Source organism: Pseudomonas brassicacearum, from assembly GCF_009601685.2.
In the GTDB taxonomy this organism is placed as follows: Bacteria; Pseudomonadota; Gammaproteobacteria; order Pseudomonadales; family Pseudomonadaceae; genus Aquipseudomonas; species Aquipseudomonas kilonensis_B.
Genome location: NZ_CP045701.2, coordinates 5295787 through 5313452, shown reverse-complemented (window position 1 = coordinate 5313452; position 17666 = coordinate 5295787). Strand labels below are relative to the sequence as shown.

The window sequence follows — 17666 nt, the reverse complement described above, 5'->3', positions numbered from 1 at the left end:
CACAAGGTTGCCCGAAGGCATGAAGCCAACGATAGTCAGGACGTCATTTTTGAACACAGCGTTAATTGTCCCAAGCCAACGGCGCCTTGCCGCCGTGGCGGTGGAATCCAGCCACGAACTCAGCGTGGGTAAACCGTGAGCGTTTCTCTAAGCCGTCTCGAGCGTCAGCTCGGCTACACCTTCAAGGACCAGGATCTGATGCTCCTGGCCCTCACTCACCGCAGTTTTGCCGGGCGCAACAACGAACGCCTCGAATTCCTCGGTGATGCCATCCTCAACTTCGTGGCCGGTGAGGCGCTTTTCGAGCGTTTCCCGTTGGCCCGCGAAGGCCAGTTGTCGCGTTTACGCGCGCGCTTGGTAAAAGGTGAGACCCTGGCCGTACTGGCCCGTGGTTTCGACCTGGGCGACTACCTGCGCCTGGGCTCCGGTGAGTTGAAAAGCGGCGGTTTCCGTCGCGAGTCGATCCTGGCCGATGCCCTGGAAGCGCTGATTGGCGCGATCTACCTGGATTCAGGCATGGAAATGGCGCGCGAACGCGTGCTGGCCTGGCTGACGTCCGAGATCGACAGCCTGACGCTGGTGGACACCAACAAAGACCCGAAGACCCGTTTGCAGGAATTCCTGCAATCGCGCAGTTGCGAGCTACCGCGCTACGAAGTCGTGGATATCCAGGGTGAGCCGCATTGCCGTACCTTCTTCGTCGAATGCGAAGTTGTCCTATTGAATGAAAAAAGCCGGGGTCAGGGTGTGAGCCGTCGCATTGCCGAACAGGTAGCGGCCGCCGCAGCACTGATTGCCCTGGGTGTGGAGAATGGCAATGACTGATACAACCGTCACCCGCTGCGGCTATGTCGCCATTGTCGGTCGGCCGAACGTGGGCAAGTCCACGCTGCTGAACCACATCCTGGGTCAAAAGCTGGCGATCACCTCGCGCAAGCCCCAGACCACCCGCCACAACATGCTGGGCATCAAGACCGAAGGCGCCGTGCAGGCGATCTACGTTGACACCCCAGGCATGCACAAGGGCGGCGAAAAGGCCCTGAATCGCTACATGAACAAGACCGCCTCGGCGGCGTTGAAAGACGTCGACGTGGTGATCTTCGTGGTCGACCGCACCAAGTGGACCGAAGAAGACCAGATGGTCCTCGAACGCGTCCAGTACGTGACAGGTCCCTTGATCGTGGCGCTGAACAAGACTGATCGCATCGAAGACAAGGCTGAACTGATGCCGCACCTGACCTGGTTGCAGGAACAGTTGCCGAATGCCCAGATCATCCCGATCTCTGCCCAGCACGGCCACAACCTCGAGGCGCTTGAGCGAGTGATTGCCGAACACCTGCCGGAAAACGATCATTTCTTCCCCGAAGACCAGATCACCGACCGCAGCAGCCGTTTCCTCGCCGCCGAGCTGGTGCGTGAAAAAATCATGCGTCAGATGGGCGCCGAGCTGCCTTACCAGATCACGGTCGAAATCGAAGAGTTCAAGCAACAGGGGAAGACCCTGCACATTCATGCATTGATCCTCGTCGAACGTGACGGCCAGAAGAAAATCATCATTGGCGACAAGGGCGAGCGCATCAAGCGCATCGGCACCGAGGCGCGCAAGGACATGGAGCTGCTGTTCGACTCCAAGATCATGCTCAACCTGTGGGTCAAGGTGAAGGGCGGCTGGTCCGACGACGAGCGGGCGTTGCGTTCGTTGGGCTACGGCGACCTCTGATTACCTGACTGGATGTACCAAGAAACATTGTGGGAGCGAGCTTGCTCGCGATGAGGGCCTGATATTCAACATGGATGTTGACTGACAGTCCGCCATCGCGAGCAAGCTCGCTCCCACATTGGTTTGGGGCTGTTTAAAAACTCTGCTCGTCCATTGAGAACTTTGATTTCCATGTCCCCCACCCAACCCATCGGCCAACCCGCCTACGTCCTCCACAGCCGCGCCTACCGCGAAAGCAGCGCCCTGGTGGACTTCCTCACGCCGCAAGGGCGGCTGCGGGCGGTGTTGCGTGGGGCGCGGGGCAAGGCAGGGACGCTGGCGCGGCCATTCGTGCCGCTGGAAGTCGAGTTCCGTGGCCGAGGCGAGTTGAAAAATGTCGGGCGCATGGAAAGCAATGGCGTCGCGGCGTGGCTCAACGGTGAGGCGCTGTTCAGCGGCTTGTACCTCAATGAACTGCTGATCCGCCTGCTGCCCGCCGAAGATCCCCACCCGGCCGTATTCGACCACTACGCCGCCACGCTGCTGGCCCTGGCTGAAGGCCGTCCGCTGGAGCCGCTGCTGCGCTCGTTCGAATGGCGGCTGCTGGATGACCTGGGCTATGGCTTCGCGCTGAATACCGACCTGCATGGCGAACCCATCGCGGCGGACGGTCTTTACCGCTTGCAGGTGGATGCCGGCCTGGAGCAGGTCTACCTGTTGCAACCAGGGTTGTTCAACGGTGCGGAGCTGCTGGCCATGGCCGAGGCCGACTGGAGTGCGCCAGGTGCCTTGTCGGCAGCCAAGCGGTTGATGCGCCAGGCCCTGGCTGTGCATCTGGGCGGGCGGCCACTGGTCAGTCGCGAGCTGTTTCGCAAGCCCTGATCAACCCGTATGCTGTGGGCCGACTATTCGTCCATTCAGGAGCCTTTTCGTGAGCACCAGCAATCGCATTCTTCTCGGCGTGAACATCGACCATGTCGCCACCCTGCGCCAGGCCCGCGGTACGCGTTACCCGGATCCGGTCAAGGCCGCACTGGACGCGGAGGAGGCGGGCGCCGACGGCATCACTGTGCACTTGCGTGAAGACCGTCGTCACATCCAGGAGCGCGACGTGCTGCTGCTCAAGGACGTGCTGCAAACCCGCATGAACTTCGAAATGGGCGTGACCGAAGAAATGATGGCGTTCGCCGAGCTCATCCGCCCGGCGCACATCTGCCTGGTGCCGGAGACGCGTCAGGAACTGACCACCGAAGGCGGCCTCGACGTAGCGGGGCAGGAGGCGCGGATCAGCTTGGCAGTGGAGCGCCTGTCGAAGATCGGCGCCGAGGTGTCGCTGTTCATTGATGCCGACGAACGGCAGATCGAGGCGTCCAAGCGGGTCGGCGCGCCCGCCATCGAACTGCACACGGGCCGTTACGCCGATGCCGAGACCCCCACGGATGTGGCCGATGAGCTGCAGCGCGTAGCTGACGGCGTTGCCTTCGGCCTGGCCAAGGGCCTGATCGTCAACGCCGGCCATGGCTTGCACTACCATAACGTCGAGGCTGTCGCGGCGATCAAGGGCATCAACGAACTGAACATCGGTCACGCGCTGGTGGCCCATGCGTTGTTCGTCGGGTTCAAGTCGGCTGTGGCGGAAATGAAAGCGCTGATCCTGGCTGCCGCTAAATCCTGACCCTACCACCACATCCTGCGGGAGCAAGCTTTGCTCCCACAGACCCGTCCACATTAAGGGTTGTGTCTGGCTGTCAGAGCTGCGGGGACTCCTGGCTCGGCTTGCTCTTGTCGACACCCGGTACGTGCAGGTTGCCCTCGGCCACTTGGTTGCCTTCGAGCTGCGGCTGCGTCACCCAGGTCAGGATGTCGTAGTAGCGACGGATGTTCGCCACGAAATGCACCGGCTCGCCGCCCCGGGCGTAGCCATAGCGGGTCTTGCTGTACCACCGTTTCTGGGACAGGCGCGGCAGGATTTTCTTCACATCCAGCCACTTGTTCGGGTTCAGCCCTTCCTTGGCCGCCAGTTTGCGGGCGTCGTCCAGGTGGCCGCCGCCCACGTTATAGGCGGCAAGGGCGAACCAGGTGCGGTCGGGTTCCTCGATGCTTTCGTCCAACTGCTCCTTTACGTAGGCCAGGTACTTGGCACCGCCCATGATGCTTTGCTTGGGATCCAGGCGGTTGGACACACCCATGGCCTGGGCGGTGTTCTGGGTCAGCATCATCAGGCCGCGCACGCCGGTCTTGGACGTGACCGTCGGTTGCCACAGCGATTCCTGATAGCCGATCGCGGCCAGCAGGCGCCAGTCGACTTTCTCTTTCTTGGCGTAGGCCTTGAAATGGTGTTCGTATTTGGGCAGTCGTTGCTGCAAGTGTTGGGCGAACGTGGTGGCGCCCATGTAGCCAAGGACGTCGACGTGCCCGTAATAACGGTCTTTGAGGCGCTGCAGGGTGCCGTTCTTCTGCACCTTGTCCAGGTAGCTGTTGATCTCGTTGAGCAGGCTGTTGTCTTCACCGGGGCCGACTGCCCAACTCTGGCTACGGGCATCGCCCAGGTCGAACGCCACGCGCACGTTGGGGAAGTACACCTGGTTCATCGCCACTTCGTTGGAGTCCACCAGCGTCAGGTCGATCTGGCCCTCGTCCACCATGCGCAGCAGGTCGACAACCTCGACTGCGTCGGACTCTTCGTATTCGATGCCCGGATACTGCTGTTTCAACTGTGCCAGTTGTTCCGCGTGAGTGCTGCCCTTGAGCACCATGATCTTCTTGCCCGCCAGGGCCGCCGCGTCGGTGGGGCGTGATTGGCCGTTGCGGTAGATGATTTGCGGGGTGACTTCCAGGTAGGAGCGGGAAAACCGCACTTGCTTCTTGCGCTGTTCGCTGCTGACCAGGCCCGCCGCCGCCAATACCGGACCATTGGGCTTGCCGATCTGGTTGAACAGATCGTCGAGGTTGTCGGCGGTCTCGATCTTCAGCTCCACGCCCAAATCGTCGGCGAAGCGCTTCACCAGCTCGTATTCGAAGCCGGTTTCACCATTGCGATCCTGAAAGTAGGTGGCGGGGCTGTTTCGGGTAACCACCCGCAGCACGCCATCCTCCTTTACGCGCTCCAGTGTGTTGGGTTTCTCAACACAACCACCGAGCACCAGGAAGAGTCCGGTTGCGATCAGCCATCTGGCATACCGCGGACGCAAAGCCGTTGGGGAAAACATCTGCGCAGTATACGCAAACGGCCCCTACCGCCATATCTCGACAGCAAAAGGCCAGTCTGCTAGCCATTGCAAAACATGTCCGCAACACCGGCCGGCCGGGGGGGCGCAGGGCTTTGCGTCGCTGAAAAATATCTCTTCGGGAGCATTGGCGCGGGTGTCCAATACCGCCGTGGGCGCAAAGACCGACATTCGGCCAGCACTGCGCGTACCGTTTCGGGTGCCGTTGCCGGCGGTTTAGGCTAGAATGCACGGCCTCAAAGCACACCCCCTTCCCGAGGCTGTCCCGAAGATGTTGATCCTGCGCGGCGCTCCTGCCCTTTCTGCCTTTCGCCACAGCAAACTCCTTGAGCAACTGAGCCAAAAGGTTCCGGCTGTCAGTGGCTTGTATGCTGAATTCGCTCACTTCGCCGAAGTCACCGGCGGTTTGACCGGCGACGAACAGCAGGTGCTCGCGCGCCTTCTGAAGTACGGTCCCAGTGTTCCTGTCCAGGAGCCGGCCGGTCGCCTGTTCCTGGTACTGCCGCGTTTCGGCACCATTTCGCCGTGGTCGAGCAAGGCCAGCGACATTGCCCGCAACTGTGGCCTGGCGAAAATCCAGCGCCTGGAGCGCGGTATTGCCTTTTATGTCGCCGGTGAGTTCAGCGAGGCCGAGGCCCAACTGATCGCTGACGGCCTGCATGACCGCATGACCCAGGTCGTGCTGGGCAACCTGGAGCAGGCCGCCGGCCTCTTCAGCCATGCCGAACCCAAGCCACTGACCGCCATCGACGTACTGGGCGGCGGCCGTGCCGCGCTGGAACAAGCCAACACCGAACTGGGCCTGGCCCTGGCCGAAGACGAGATCGACTACCTGGTCAACGCCTTCCAGGGCTTGAAGCGCAACCCCCACGACATCGAATTGATGATGTTCGCCCAGGCCAACTCCGAGCACTGCCGCCACAAGATCTTCAACGCCAGTTGGGACATTGATGGCCAGAGCCAGGAAAAAAGCCTGTTCGGCATGATCAAAAACACCTACCAGATGCACAACGAAGGTGTGTTGTCGGCCTACAAGGACAACGCGGCGGTGATCGTCGGCAACGTTGCCGGGCGTTTCTACCCGAACCCTGAGACCCGCCAGTACGGTGCGGTCCAGGAACCGGTGCACATCCTCATGAAGGTCGAGACCCACAACCACCCGACCGCGATTGCACCGTTCCCGGGCGCCTCCACCGGTTCCGGTGGCGAGATCCGCGACGAAGGCGCCACCGGCCGCGGTGCCAAGCCCAAGGCCGGCCTGACCGGCTTCACCGTGTCGAACCTGCAGATCCCGGGCTTCGAACAGCCGTGGGAAAAGCCTTACGGCAAGCCTGAGCGCATCGTCAACGCCCTGGACATCATGATCGAAGGTCCCCTGGGGGGCGCGGCGTTCAACAACGAATTCGGCCGTCCGGCCCTGACCGGCTACTTCCGTACCTTCGAACAGTCCATCACCACCCCGCGTGGTGAAGAAGTCCGTGGTTACCACAAGCCGATCATGCTCGCGGGCGGTATGGGCAACATCCGCGCCGAACACGTGCAGAAAGGCGAGATCCTGGTCGGCTCCAAGCTGATCGTCCTCGGTGGCCCGGCCATGCTGATCGGCCTGGGCGGCGGTGCCGCTTCCTCCATGGCCACCGGCACCAGCTCGGCGGACCTGGACTTTGCTTCGGTCCAGCGGGAAAACCCGGAAATGGAACGCCGTTGCCAGGAAGTCATCGACCGTTGCTGGCAGTTGGGTGAACACAACCCCATCAGCTTCATCCACGACGTCGGCGCGGGCGGCCTGTCCAACGCCTTCCCGGAACTGGTCAACGACGGTGGCCGCGGTGGCCGCTTCGAACTGCGCAACATTCCGAACGACGAGCCGGGCATGGCCCCGCACGAAATCTGGAGCAACGAATCCCAGGAGCGTTACGTCCTGGCGGTCGGACCGGCGGACTTCGAGCGCTTCAAGGCCATTTGCGAGCGTGAGCGTTGCCCGTTTGCGGTAGTGGGTGAAGCCACCGCCGAGCCGCAACTGACCGTCACCGACAGCCACTTCGGCAACAGCCCGGTGGACATGCCGCTGGAAGTGCTGCTGGGCAAGGCCCCGCGCATGCACCGCTCGGCCGTTCGCGAAGCGGAGCTGGGCGACGATTTCGATCCGTCGACCCTTGACCTCGCCGAGTCCATCGAGCGCGTGCTGCATCACCCGGCCGTGGCGAGCAAGAGCTTTCTGATCACCATCGGCGACCGCACCATCACCGGCCTTGTGGCCCGTGACCAGATGGTCGGCCCGTGGCAAGTGCCGGTGGCTGACGTGGCCGTGACCGCCACCAGCTTCGACGTCTACACCGGTGAAGCCATGGCGATGGGCGAGCGCACGCCGCTGGCACTGCTGGACGCCCCGGCGTCGGGCCGCATGGCGATCGGCGAGACCCTGACCAACATCGCGGCCTCGCGCATTGGCAAGATTTCCGACATCAAGCTGTCGGCCAACTGGATGTCCGCCGCCGGTCACCCGGGCGAAGACGCCCGTTTGTACGACACCGTCAAGGCAGTCGGCATGGAGTTGTGCCCTGAGCTGGGTATCACCATTCCGGTGGGCAAGGACTCCATGTCCATGGCCACGCGCTGGAACGACGAAGGCGTGGACAAGAGCGTGACCTCGCCGCTGTCGCTGATCGTGACAGGCTTCGCCCCGGTCACCGACATCCGCCAGACCCTGACCCCGCAACTGCGCATGGACAAGGGCACCACCGACTTGATCCTGATCGACCTGGGCCGTGGCCAGAACCGCATGGGCGCCTCGATCCTGGCCCAGGTGCACGGCAAGCTCGGCTCGCAAGCACCAGACGTCGACGATGCCGAAGACCTGAAAGCGTTCTTCGCCGTCATCCAAGGCCTCAACGCCGACGGTCACCTGCTGGCCTACCACGACCGTTCCGACGGCGGTTTGCTGACCACCGTGATGGAAATGGCCTTCGCCGGCCACTGCGGCCTGAGCCTGACCCTCGACAGCGTTGCCGAGTCCAAGGCTGAAATCCCGGCCATCCTGTTCAACGAAGAGTTGGGTGCGGTGATCCAGGTTCGCCAGGACGCTACCCCGGATATCCTCGCCCAGTTCAGCGCCGCCGGCCTGGCTGACTGCGTCTCGGTGATCGGCCAGCCGATCAACAACGCCCACATCAACATCACCTTCAACGGCGACACCGTCTTTGAGGGCCAGCGCCGTCTGTTGCAGCGCCAGTGGGCGGAAACCAGCTACCAGATCCAGCGCCTGCGCGACAACGCCGACTGCGCCGAGCAGGAATTCGACGCGCTGCTGGAAGAAGACAACCCGGGCCTGAGCGCCAAGCTCAGCTACGACGTCAACCACGATGTCGCCGCGCCCTACATCAAGAAAGGCATTCGCCCACAAGTGGCGGTGCTGCGCGAGCAGGGCGTCAACGGCCAGGTGGAAATGGCGGCGGCGTTCGACCGCGCCGGTTTCAACGCGATCGACGTGCACATGAGCGATATTCTCGCCGGCCGTGTCGACCTGAACGACTTCAAGGGCATGGTCGCTTGTGGCGGTTTCTCCTACGGCGACGTACTCGGGGCCGGTGAAGGCTGGGCCAAGTCGGCGCTGTTCAACAGCCGTGCTCGCGATGCGTTCCAGGGTTTCTTCGAACGCACCGACAGCTTCACCCTCGGCGTGTGCAACGGTTGCCAGATGATGTCCAACCTGCACGAGCTGATCCCGGGCAGCGAGTTCTGGCCGCACTTCGTGCGTAACCGTTCCGAGCAGTTCGAAGCGCGCGTGGCGATGGTCCAGGTGCAGGAGTCGAACTCGATCTTCCTGCAGGGCATGGCCGGTTCGCGCATGCCGATCGCCATCGCCCACGGCGAAGGCCATGCCGAATTCGAAAGCGAAGAAGCCTTGCTCGAAGCCGACTTGTCCGGTTGTGTGTCGCTGCGTTTCGTCGACAACCATGGCAAGGTCACCGAAACCTACCCGGCCAACCCGAACGGCTCGCCGCGCGGGATCACCGGCCTGACCAGCCGCGACGGCCGCGTCACGATCATGATGCCGCACCCGGAGCGTGTATTCCGCGCGGTGCAGAACTCCTGGCGTTCGGACGACTGGAACGAAGACGCGCCATGGATGCGCATGTTCCGCAACGCGCGCGTCTGGGTGAACTAAGGCGGTGTACAAGCTCTGCTTCTTCGTTCCGGCCAGCCATCTGGACGTGGTCAAAAGCGCCGTATTCGCTGCCGGTGGTGGGCGAATCGGCGACTATGACCATTGCGCCTGGCAGGTGTTGGGCCTGGGCCAGTTTCGCCCTTTGGACGGCAGCCAGCCGTTCATTGGCGAAGCGGGGCAGGTTGAGCAGGTCGAGGAATGGAAGGTTGAGCTTGTTGTGGCCGATGAGTTGATGCGTGCGGTGGTGGTGGCTTTGAAACGCAGCCATCCCTATGAGACGCCGGCGTATGAGGTGTGGCGGTTGGAGGATTTTTGATCTTCCTGCGCTTGAATCGCTTAAATGAAAAACCCGCTGAGTGGATTGGCGGGTTTTTTATTGGGGGCGAGTTTTGGGTGTATATCCGTTTTTTGCGTAACGGCGGCTTATGGTTCTGTGTTGGACATGAATTTTGTGTTCACTGGAGATTGAGTGTGGGAGCAAAGCTTGCTCGCGATGGCGGTATTGCTGTCGACGAGGATATTGAATGTGCTGGCCTCTTCGCGGGTAAGCCCGCTCCCACAGTGGTTCTGTGTTGGACATGAATTTTGTGTTCACTGGAGATTGAGTGTGGGAGCAAAGCTTGCTCGCGATGGCAGTATTGCTGTCGACGAGGATATTGAATGTGCTGGCCTCTTCGCGGGCAAGCCCGCTCCCACAGTGGTTCTGTGTCGGACATGAATTTTGTGTTCACTGGAGATTGAGTGTGGGAGCAAAGCTTGCTCGCGATGGCGGTATTGCTGTCGACGAGGATATTGAATGTGCCGGCCTCATCGCGAGCAAGCTTTGCTCCCACGGGGAAACGCGGTCCCACCAAGAACCAGGTCGGCTGTTAGGCCGCCTCAATGCCGGAGTGAGGGCACACCGAGCCTAGGCGAGGTGCCGAGTGGTGGGGCATGAGCGTTTTGCTTACTTTTGACTGGGCCGGCTTCCGGGCTTCTCAAAAGTGAGCCGCCGTCAGGGCGGAACCCTAAGTCGCCGTTACCGCAGCAATGGATATGTACCCAATTCAATCCAAAAAAGCCTATCTGGAATTTTGTCTGAAACATCCATGATCAAGTGGACGGTCTGTCAGACGCACCGAAATTTCCGACATGTTTTTAAGGTTGTGCCTCGGAAGCGAGGGCTCTAGCCTTTGGATGTCGCTGCCAATTCAGCGACCGGATTTGACCGTCCGAGAAATCTAGACGCGCCAGAGTTTCCAAGACCTAGTTCAGGCGTTTTTCTTTCGTCTGAGGTATCGTGTCGCGGCAGCTGTGCGTGGGACGTCTTCGGACGTGCCGGTTTTGCCTTGATTCCCGGTCGGTCAACCCGCGTACAGCTGCCCTTTTTTGTTTGACCGCGAAGAATGGTGGCTCCATTGAATCAGGAGCTCTAAATGATCAAAGAAACCCCCAACCCGCCAAAACCCGCCTCCACCTTCCCCTACGGCGACTACGCCCCCGACATGCTGAAAGAAGCCGCCGACCGCGCGATGGACCATTACCTCAAACCCGACGGCAGCGAACCAGACCCCCAACCCTCGGTGCAGTTGTTCAGCGTATCGGACAACGTTGACACCGAAACCTTACTAGCCAACCTCAGCGAAACCCTGGCCTCGGCCAATGCGGTGCTTAGCGACCTCCTGTTTGACTTGGACGGTTCGCGGCGGCATGTGGCGTTGGGCGTGGCGCAGATGATCGAGCTGGGAACGTTGTTGGCAAACAAGGCCTTGGACCGGGTAGAGCTTCGGACTTGATGCCACGTAACCTGTGGTGAGGGAGCAATCTCGCGCGGGGCTCTGTAGGAGCTGGCGAAGCCTGCGATCTTTTGATCTTTCGCTTGAGACTCAAGTGCCTGGGGCAAGATCGCAGCCTCGTTGCACTCGACAGCTCCTACAGGCGCAGCCCAGCGGGGACTCCCTCGCCACAAGAAGCTCCTGCCGCAGGAGGGGGAGGCGCTACGGCCGGATTTCGATCATCGTGCCATCCGGCACCAGGTTCCAGACTTCACGCATGTCCACATTGCGCATGGCGATGCAGCCGTCGGTCCAATCCAGCGTATGGAACAGCTGCTCAGGGTTCTCCTGCGAGTCCGGCGTGCCGTGGATCATGATCATGCCCCCCGGCTCAACGCCTTCGCGGCGGGCGCGGGCGGCATCGCTGATGTTGGGGTAGGAAATGTGCATCGACAGGTAGAACCGGTCGCTGGTCTTGCGCCAGTCGATCCAGTAGAAACCTTCGGGGGTGCGCTTGTCGCCCTCGATCAGCTTGGGGCCTTTTCTGGCACCCCTGCCCAGGGAGATGCGATAGGTCTTGAGCGGCTTGCCGTCGTTGACCAATTGCAATTGATGGGCGGACTTGAGCACCAGCACTTTTTCGATGACCTTGCCGTTGTAGGTTCCCACCGCAGAGGCCTGGGACACAGCAGTGAACGACAAGCAGAACAGGACAAGCAACCAGCGCATTGAAACGATATCCCTAGAGGTGTCGCAGCTATATTGGATTTTCAAGTATTGGCTGGCTGGGCCAGCGGTGGGATCGACTCGGATCGCACGGGGTAATCTTCGGCCCGGCGGTCCGCGTAGAAATATTCCAGGGTGCGGCCCACCGTGCGGAAAGCCAGTTCATCCCAGGGAATGTCCGCTTCTTCGAACAATTTCACCTCCAGGCTCTCGGGCCCGGCGGCAAAATCCTCATCCACCAGTTCGGCGCGAAAGAATACATGTACCTGGCTGATATGCGGTACGTCAATCAGCGTATAGATGCTCAAATTTCGCACCCGGGCGCAGGCTTCTTCGGCGGTTTCGCGCTCGGCGGCCTGTTCAATGGTTTCGCCGTTTTCCATGAAGCCTGCCGGCAGCGTCCAGTAACCGCGCCGCGGCTCGATGGCGCGCCGGCACAACAGGACTTTGCTGCCCCAGGTCGGTACGCAACCGGCCACGATGTTGGGGTTCTGATAATGGATGGTGTGGCAGGTGTCGCAAACGAAGCGCAGGCGCGAGTCGCCTTCGGGTATGCGCTGGGTCACCGGGTTACCGCACTGGCTGCAGAATTTCATGCTTGGGTTCCTGAATGCTGTGCCTATCTTGGCGGCGCGGGCCGGTGTCGGCAAGTTGTCGTTTCGCGACACGACGTGGTGCGGGGGTTGGGCCGCTTGAACGATTGGTGCATGATGCAAGGTAGCGAATAAATCGAGAAGTCTCATGCTGGACGAGCTACTGCATCGAGTAAGCAACCACACCCCGCACGATCTGCAGGCCGACCGACGTTTCCCTGAAGCCGCGGTGCTGGTGCCGATTACCCGCAGCGATGAACCGGAGCTGGTACTGACGCTGCGCGCCAGCGGGCTCTCGACCCATGGCGGCGAGGTGGCGTTCCCCGGCGGGCGTCGTGACCCGGAAGACCCGGACCTGATTTTCACCGCGCTGCGCGAAGCCGAGGAAGAAATCGGCCTGCCGCCCGGCCTTGTGGAAGTGATCGGCCCTCTCAGCCCGTTGATCTCGCTGCATGGCATCAAGGTCACGCCTTACGTCGGGGTAATTCCGGATTTTGTCGAATACCAGGCCAACGACGCCGAGATCGCCGCGGTGTTCAGCGTGCCGCTGGAGTTTTTCCGCAAGGATCCGCGTGAACACACGCACCGGATCGATTACCAGGGCCGCAGTTGGTACGTGCCCAGCTATCGGTTTGGCGAATTCAAGATCTGGGGCCTGACGGCGATCATGGTCGTGGAGTTGGTCAACCTGCTGTACGACGCCGAAATCGATCTGCATAAACCGCCCAAGAGTTTCATCAATACCTGACGCCCCGAGGACTCTCATGAAATATCGTTTGGGCGATGCCCGTGTCGAAACCCACCCACAGAGCTGGGTCGCGCCCAACGCCACGCTGGTGGGCAAGGTCCGCCTCGAAGAAGGCGCCAATGTCTGGTTCAACGCCGTACTGCGTGGCGACAACGAACTGATCCTGATCGGCAAGAACAGCAATGTGCAGGACGGCACCGTGATGCACACCGACATGGGCTATCCGCTGACCATCGGCACCGGTGTGACCATCGGCCACAACGCCATGCTCCATGGCTGTACGGTGGGCGACTACAGCCTCATCGGCATCAACGCGGTGATCCTCAACGGCGCGAAGATTGGCAAGAATTGCATCATCGGCGCCAACTCGTTGATTGGCGAAGGCAAGGAAATTCCCGACGGTTCCCTGGTAATGGGTTCGCCTGGCAAAGTGGTGCGGGAGTTGACCGAGGCCCAGAAGAAAATGCTCGAAGCCAGCGCGGCCCACTACGTCCACAATTCACAGCGCTACGCCCGCGACCTGGCCGAGCAGGAACAATGAGCGCCCCTGAACGTCCGGTGCCTTCGCCCTGCGTGAACATCTGTGCGCTGGACGATGACGACGTCTGCACCGGTTGCCAGCGCACCGTGGCGGAGATCACCCGTTGGAGCCGGATGGACAACGACGAGCGGCGCAGTGTGTTGGCGCTGTGTCATGAACGGGCCAAGGCCAGTGGGTTGGTGTGGATGTTGCCGGCAAGGGGCTGATGCACACCTGCGAACACAAAATCCCTATGGGACACAATCTGTGGAACACCTATCTGTGGGAGCAAAGCTTGCTCGCGATGCAGGCGCCCTGGCCTTCAGGTAAACCGCGTGATCGTTCATCGCGGGCAAGCCTTGCTCCCACAGGTTTGGCTTACACCGCTACGTGCTCTGCGCAGGCCTCTATTTCAATGATGCCCACCGATCCAACCCCACCACTCCCAACGCAATCGCGATAAACCCCAGCAATATCCCCCCGGCATTGATGAGCACATGTGGATAACCCAGGTTCGCCACATCAATAAAAGGGTAGGGGTAGGCCGCCAGTAAATCCCCGCGCAGCAGCACATAGGCGAAATAGACCAGGGGGTAAATCATCCATAGCCCGATGTGGCCCAGGCGCAAGGTGCCTTTGGGCACGTACAGCCACCAATAGGCGATGTACAGCAGCGGCATCACGTCGTGCAGCAATTCATCGGCCACGAACTGCCAGCCTTCGGGTTGCCAGAGATGGCGCAGCAGCAGGTTGTAGGCCAGGCCGACCAGGGCAATGCTCACGGCGATGCCGCTGCGCACGCTGGGCAGCAGGAACCAGTGCCGGGCCGCCGATCCGCGAGGGGTCAGTTCCCACGTCAGCACCACGGCCACCAGGGTGTTGGTCAACACCGTGAAGAAACTGAAGAAGTTCACCAATCCGCCCAGCAGGCTCGCGTCCAGTTCCCAGCGGCCCAACAGGATCAGGTACAACTGGACGCTCAAGCCCACCCAGCCCAGCAGTGCCGTCACCGACACGAAGCGCTGACGACCCTTATCGATCCCCATGTCTCAGACAGGCCGCTTGGTGCGCATCAACTTGATGTACAGGCGCTCGACTTTCTCCCGCGCCCAGGGCGTCTTGCGCAGGAAGGTCAGGCTCGACTTGATGCTCGGGTCGCTCTTGAAGCAACGGATATCGATGCGCTCGGCCAGGCCTGACCATTCGTAATGCTGCACGAGGGCGTTGAGGATCTGCTCCAGCGTCACACCGTGCAGCGGGTTGTTGTTGGGTTCGGTCATGGGAGGCCTTCGCACGAAAAAGATGTAAAGCCGCGCACCTTAGCCGAGGTGCCCTTGCGGTGGAAGCATAGCCTTCATCCTGGCCGTCAGCGCCAGGCGCACTGTTACCGAATCCGAGATGATTCATGTCAACAAAAGCCCTTTCTCTATTGAGAACAGGACATTATCCTTGCGCCACCTGCTGAAACGCTTCTTCTGTTGTTGCGAATGTTGTGCCGAAGCCTCTGCGTCCAGCTTGATCCTGCAGAAAGATCAAAGAATGCCCGTCTTCGAATTCTGAAAGACAGCGCTGTCTCAGTGAATTCCTGTGGGAGCGAGCTTGCTCGCGATAACGATTGCACATTCAACATTGAAGCCGCCTGACACGCCGCTTTCGCGAGCAAGCCCGCTCCCACAATGGTGCGCGGCAACCGAATTTGCCTTTTTTCAACTGAACCATGCCCCGTCAGGATCGTCATCTACAGTGACTACTTGCGCGGGACTCTTTAAAACGTCACGGAGAATCACACTATGAGCACTGAGGGTGCTTTGAGTCGAAGCCGTCTGCTACCGAGTTTGCTCGGCATTCTGCTTCTATTGATGGGGCTGGCCCTGTTGGCCGGTGGAGTCAAGCTGAGCATGCTTGGCGGCTCGCTGTATTACCTGCTGGCCGGTATCGGCCTGGCGTTGACCGGCGTATTGCTGATCATGGCTCGTCGCGCGGCCCTGGGCTTGTACGCGCTGGTGCTGTTCACCAGCACCGTGTGGGCGTTGTGGGAAGTGGGCCTGGACTGGTGGCAACTGGTGCCGCGCCTGGCGATGCTGTTTGCCCTGGGCATCGTCATGTTGCTGCCATGGTTCCGCCGCCCGCTGTTGACCGTCGATGCCCCGGCCACGGGAACTCGCGCATTGGGCGCCGCCGTGGTCATCGCCGGTATCGCCGCGCTCGCCAGCCAGTTCACCAACCCGGGTGAAATCAAGGGCCAACTGGACCGCGACAGTGTGCCGGGCATGACCAACACCGCACCGGCCATGCCCGACGGCGACTGGAACTCCTACGGCCGCAGTGCCCATGGCGACCGCTATTCGCCGCTGGCACAGATCACCCCCGAGAACGTCAGCAAACTGGTGCCGGCCTGGACCTATCGCACCGGCGACCTGCCAGGGCCGAACGACCCGGGTGAAACCACGGCCGAGAACACCCCGCTCAAGGTCAACGGCATGCTCTACGTGTGCACGCCTCACAGCCAGGTGATTGCTCTGGAGCCTGAAACCGGCAAGGAAATCTGGCGTTTCGATCCGAAGCTTTCCACGCAAAAAGCGGAAAACTTCAAGGGTTGGGCCCACATGACCTGTCGTGGCGTGACCTATCACGATGACGCGGTGTACGCCTCCGCCGAGCAAAGCCCCACTGGCACTGCCAGCACCACGCCGGCCAGCACCGTCTGCCCACGGCGGATCTTCCTGCCGACCGCCGATACCCGTCTGATCGCCCTCAACGCCGACACCGGCAAGATGTGCGAAGACTTCGGCGACAAGGGCCAGGTCGACCTGACCGCCAACATCGGCGGCTTCACGGCCGGCGGTTACTACTCCACGTCGCCACCGGCGGTCACCCAGAACCTGGTGGTGATCGGCGGCCACGTCACCGATAACGTCTCCACCGACGAGCCAAGCGGCGTCATCCGTGCCTACGACGTGCACACCGGCAAGCTGGTGTGGAACTGGGACAGCGGCAATCCGGACGACACCACGCCGATTGCCGAAGGCCAGACCTACACGCGTAATTCGCCGAACATGTGGTCCATGTTCAGTGTCGATGAAAAACTCGGCATGCTCTACCTGCCGATGGGCAACCAGACCCCCGACCAGTTCGGTGGGTTCCGGACCCCGGAATCGGAAAAATACGCCGCCGGCCTGACTGCGCTGGATATTGCCACCGGCAAGGTGCGCTGGTACTTCCAGTTCACTCACCATGACCTGTGGGACATGGACGTCGGTGGCCAACCGACCCTGATGGACCTCAAGACCGCCGATGGCGTGAAGCCGGCTGTCCTGGCATCGACCAAGCAGGGCAGCATCTACGTGCTGGACCGCAGCAATGGCCAGCCGATCGTGCCGATCAAGGAGATCCCGGTGCCCCAGGGCGCGGTGGAAGGCGACCACACCTCGCCGACCCAACCGATGTCCGACCTGAACTTCGTGCCGCCGGTCCTCAAGGAAAGCGACATGTGGGGCGTGACCCCGTTCGACCAGATGCTCTGCCGGATCGACTTCAAGTCGCTGCGTTATGACGGCATGTTCACGCCGCCGTCGTTGCAAGGCTCGATTGTCTACCCGGGCAACTTCGGTGTGTTCGACTGGGGCGGCATTTCGGTGGACCCGGTGCGCCAGATCGCCTTCGTCAACCCGAGCTACATGGCGTTCAAGTCGAAACTGGTGCCCGCGGCCGAAGTGGCCGGTGGCCCAGGGCGCAAGAGCGAAACCGAAGGCGTACAGCCGAACAAAGGCGCGCCGTATGGCGTGATCCTCGAAGCGCTGCTTTCGCCGATGGGCCTGCCTTGCCAGGCGCCTGCGTGGGGTTATGTGGCGGCCGTGGACCTGACCAACAACAAAACCCTGTGGATGCATAAGAACGGCACCGTGCGTGACAGCTCGCCGGTACCGATCCCGCTGAGCATGGGCGTTCCGAGCCTGGGCGGCACGTTCACCACCGCCAGCGGCCTGGCGTTCCTGAGCGGCACCCTCGACCAGTACCTGCGTGCCTATGACGTGAAAAACGGCAAGCAACTGTGGGAAGGCCGCCTGCCAGCCGGCGCCCAGACCACGCCGATGACCTACACCGGCAAGGACGGCAAGCAATATGTGCTGGTTGTTGCCGGTGGCCACGGTTCCCTGGGCACCAAGCAAGGCGATTATGTGATCGCCTACAAACTGCCGGATTAAGCCCAGCCTGCGCTCATGAAAAAGGC

General features: G+C 61.3%; 17 protein-coding genes. 12 read left to right on the top strand and 5 right to left on the bottom strand.

What is annotated here, in order from left to right:
- Positions 1–135: 135 nt before the first annotated feature.
- The 4 genes from rnc to pdxJ all read left to right on the top strand — a co-directional run bounded on the left by rnc (position 136) and on the right by pdxJ (position 3374).
- A complete protein-coding gene (gene rnc / locus GFU70_RS22905) occupies positions 136–825 on the top strand; it encodes a ribonuclease III (protein ID WP_057448995.1) in 690 nt (229 codons plus the stop codon).
- Positions 818–1720: a GTPase Era gene (era, locus tag GFU70_RS22900; RefSeq protein ID WP_058544097.1), complete on the top strand. Its 903-nt coding sequence runs from the start codon at positions 818–820 to the stop codon at positions 1718–1720. Before rnc ends, era begins: the two co-directional genes overlap by 8 nt.
- Positions 1721–1891: 171 nt before the next feature.
- Positions 1892–2581, top strand: coding sequence for a DNA repair protein RecO (gene recO / locus GFU70_RS22895; RefSeq protein ID WP_058544096.1), 690 nt, complete (start codon positions 1892–1894; stop codon positions 2579–2581).
- A gap of 49 nt (positions 2582–2630) precedes the next feature.
- Positions 2631–3374, top strand: coding sequence for a pyridoxine 5'-phosphate synthase (pdxJ, locus tag GFU70_RS22890; RefSeq protein ID WP_058544095.1), 744 nt, complete (start codon positions 2631–2633; stop codon positions 3372–3374).
- Between the two features lie 73 nt (positions 3375–3447).
- On the opposite strand, the gene mltF is transcribed toward pdxJ, so the two are convergent.
- Positions 3448–4908 carry a membrane-bound lytic murein transglycosylase MltF gene (mltF, locus tag GFU70_RS22885; protein WP_081264466.1) on the bottom strand — a complete coding sequence of 487 codons (1461 nt, stop codon included), beginning with the start codon at positions 4906–4908 and terminating at the stop codon, positions 3448–3450.
- 289 nt (positions 4909–5197) lie between these two features.
- Between mltF and purL the strand changes: the two genes are divergently transcribed.
- From purL to GFU70_RS22865, 4 genes are all read left to right on the top strand, one after another.
- Positions 5198–9094 carry a phosphoribosylformylglycinamidine synthase gene (gene purL / locus GFU70_RS22880; protein WP_153388853.1) on the top strand — a complete coding sequence of 1299 codons (3897 nt, stop codon included), beginning with the start codon at positions 5198–5200 and terminating at the stop codon, positions 9092–9094.
- Positions 9095–9098: 4 nt separating this feature from the next.
- A complete protein-coding gene (locus GFU70_RS22875; protein WP_058544093.1) occupies positions 9099–9410 on the top strand; it encodes a YqfO family protein in 312 nt (103 codons plus the stop codon).
- Positions 9407–9676, top strand: coding sequence for a hypothetical protein (locus GFU70_RS22870; RefSeq protein WP_153388852.1), 270 nt, complete (start codon positions 9407–9409; stop codon positions 9674–9676). The genes GFU70_RS22875 and GFU70_RS22870 overlap by 4 nt, the downstream gene beginning before the upstream one ends.
- An 833-nt stretch (positions 9677–10509) precedes the next feature.
- On the top strand, positions 10510–10869 hold the full coding sequence (locus GFU70_RS22865; RefSeq protein ID WP_058546718.1) for a DUF6124 family protein: 360 nt from the start codon (positions 10510–10512) through the stop codon (positions 10867–10869).
- A gap of 201 nt (positions 10870–11070) precedes the next feature.
- Here GFU70_RS22865 and GFU70_RS22860 read toward each other — a convergent pair whose 3' ends face one another.
- Positions 11071–11577 (bottom strand): L,D-transpeptidase family protein, encoded by a 507-nt coding sequence (locus GFU70_RS22860; protein WP_058546719.1) that lies wholly within the window; start codon positions 11575–11577, stop codon positions 11071–11073.
- Positions 11578–11618: 41 nt separating this feature from the next.
- On the bottom strand, positions 11619–12170 hold the full coding sequence (locus GFU70_RS22855; protein ID WP_058546720.1) for an NUDIX hydrolase: 552 nt from the start codon (positions 12168–12170) through the stop codon (positions 11619–11621).
- Between the two features lie 145 nt (positions 12171–12315).
- Between GFU70_RS22855 and GFU70_RS22850 the strand changes: the two genes are divergently transcribed.
- From GFU70_RS22850 to GFU70_RS22840, 3 genes are read left to right on the top strand one after another with little or no spacing between them, the layout of a single operon-like run.
- The gene (locus GFU70_RS22850) at positions 12316–12915 is read left to right on the top strand and encodes a CoA pyrophosphatase (RefSeq protein WP_058546721.1); all 600 of its coding nucleotides are present in this window, start codon (positions 12316–12318) and stop codon (positions 12913–12915) included.
- Positions 12916–12931: 16 nt separating this feature from the next.
- Complete coding sequence (locus GFU70_RS22845; RefSeq protein ID WP_058546722.1) at positions 12932–13456, top strand: gamma carbonic anhydrase family protein; 525 nt, start codon at positions 12932–12934, stop codon at positions 13454–13456.
- Entirely contained in the window at positions 13453–13662 is a 210-nt protein-coding gene (locus tag GFU70_RS22840; RefSeq protein WP_153388851.1) for a DUF1289 domain-containing protein, read from the top strand. The genes GFU70_RS22845 and GFU70_RS22840 overlap by 4 nt, the downstream gene beginning before the upstream one ends.
- 180 nt (positions 13663–13842) lie before the next feature.
- On the opposite strand, the gene GFU70_RS22835 is transcribed toward GFU70_RS22840, so the two are convergent.
- Complete coding sequence (locus GFU70_RS22835; RefSeq protein ID WP_153388850.1) at positions 13843–14481, bottom strand: Pr6Pr family membrane protein; 639 nt, start codon at positions 14479–14481, stop codon at positions 13843–13845.
- Between the two features lie 3 nt (positions 14482–14484).
- Positions 14485–14715 carry a VF530 family DNA-binding protein gene (locus tag GFU70_RS22830; protein WP_003205228.1) on the bottom strand — a complete coding sequence of 77 codons (231 nt, stop codon included), beginning with the start codon at positions 14713–14715 and terminating at the stop codon, positions 14485–14487.
- A gap of 510 nt (positions 14716–15225) precedes the next feature.
- Here GFU70_RS22830 and GFU70_RS22825 point away from each other — a divergent pair.
- Positions 15226–17640 carry a glucose/quinate/shikimate family membrane-bound PQQ-dependent dehydrogenase gene (locus GFU70_RS22825; protein ID WP_153388849.1) on the top strand — a complete coding sequence of 805 codons (2415 nt, stop codon included), beginning with the start codon at positions 15226–15228 and terminating at the stop codon, positions 17638–17640.
- Positions 17641–17666 lie beyond the last annotated feature (26 nt).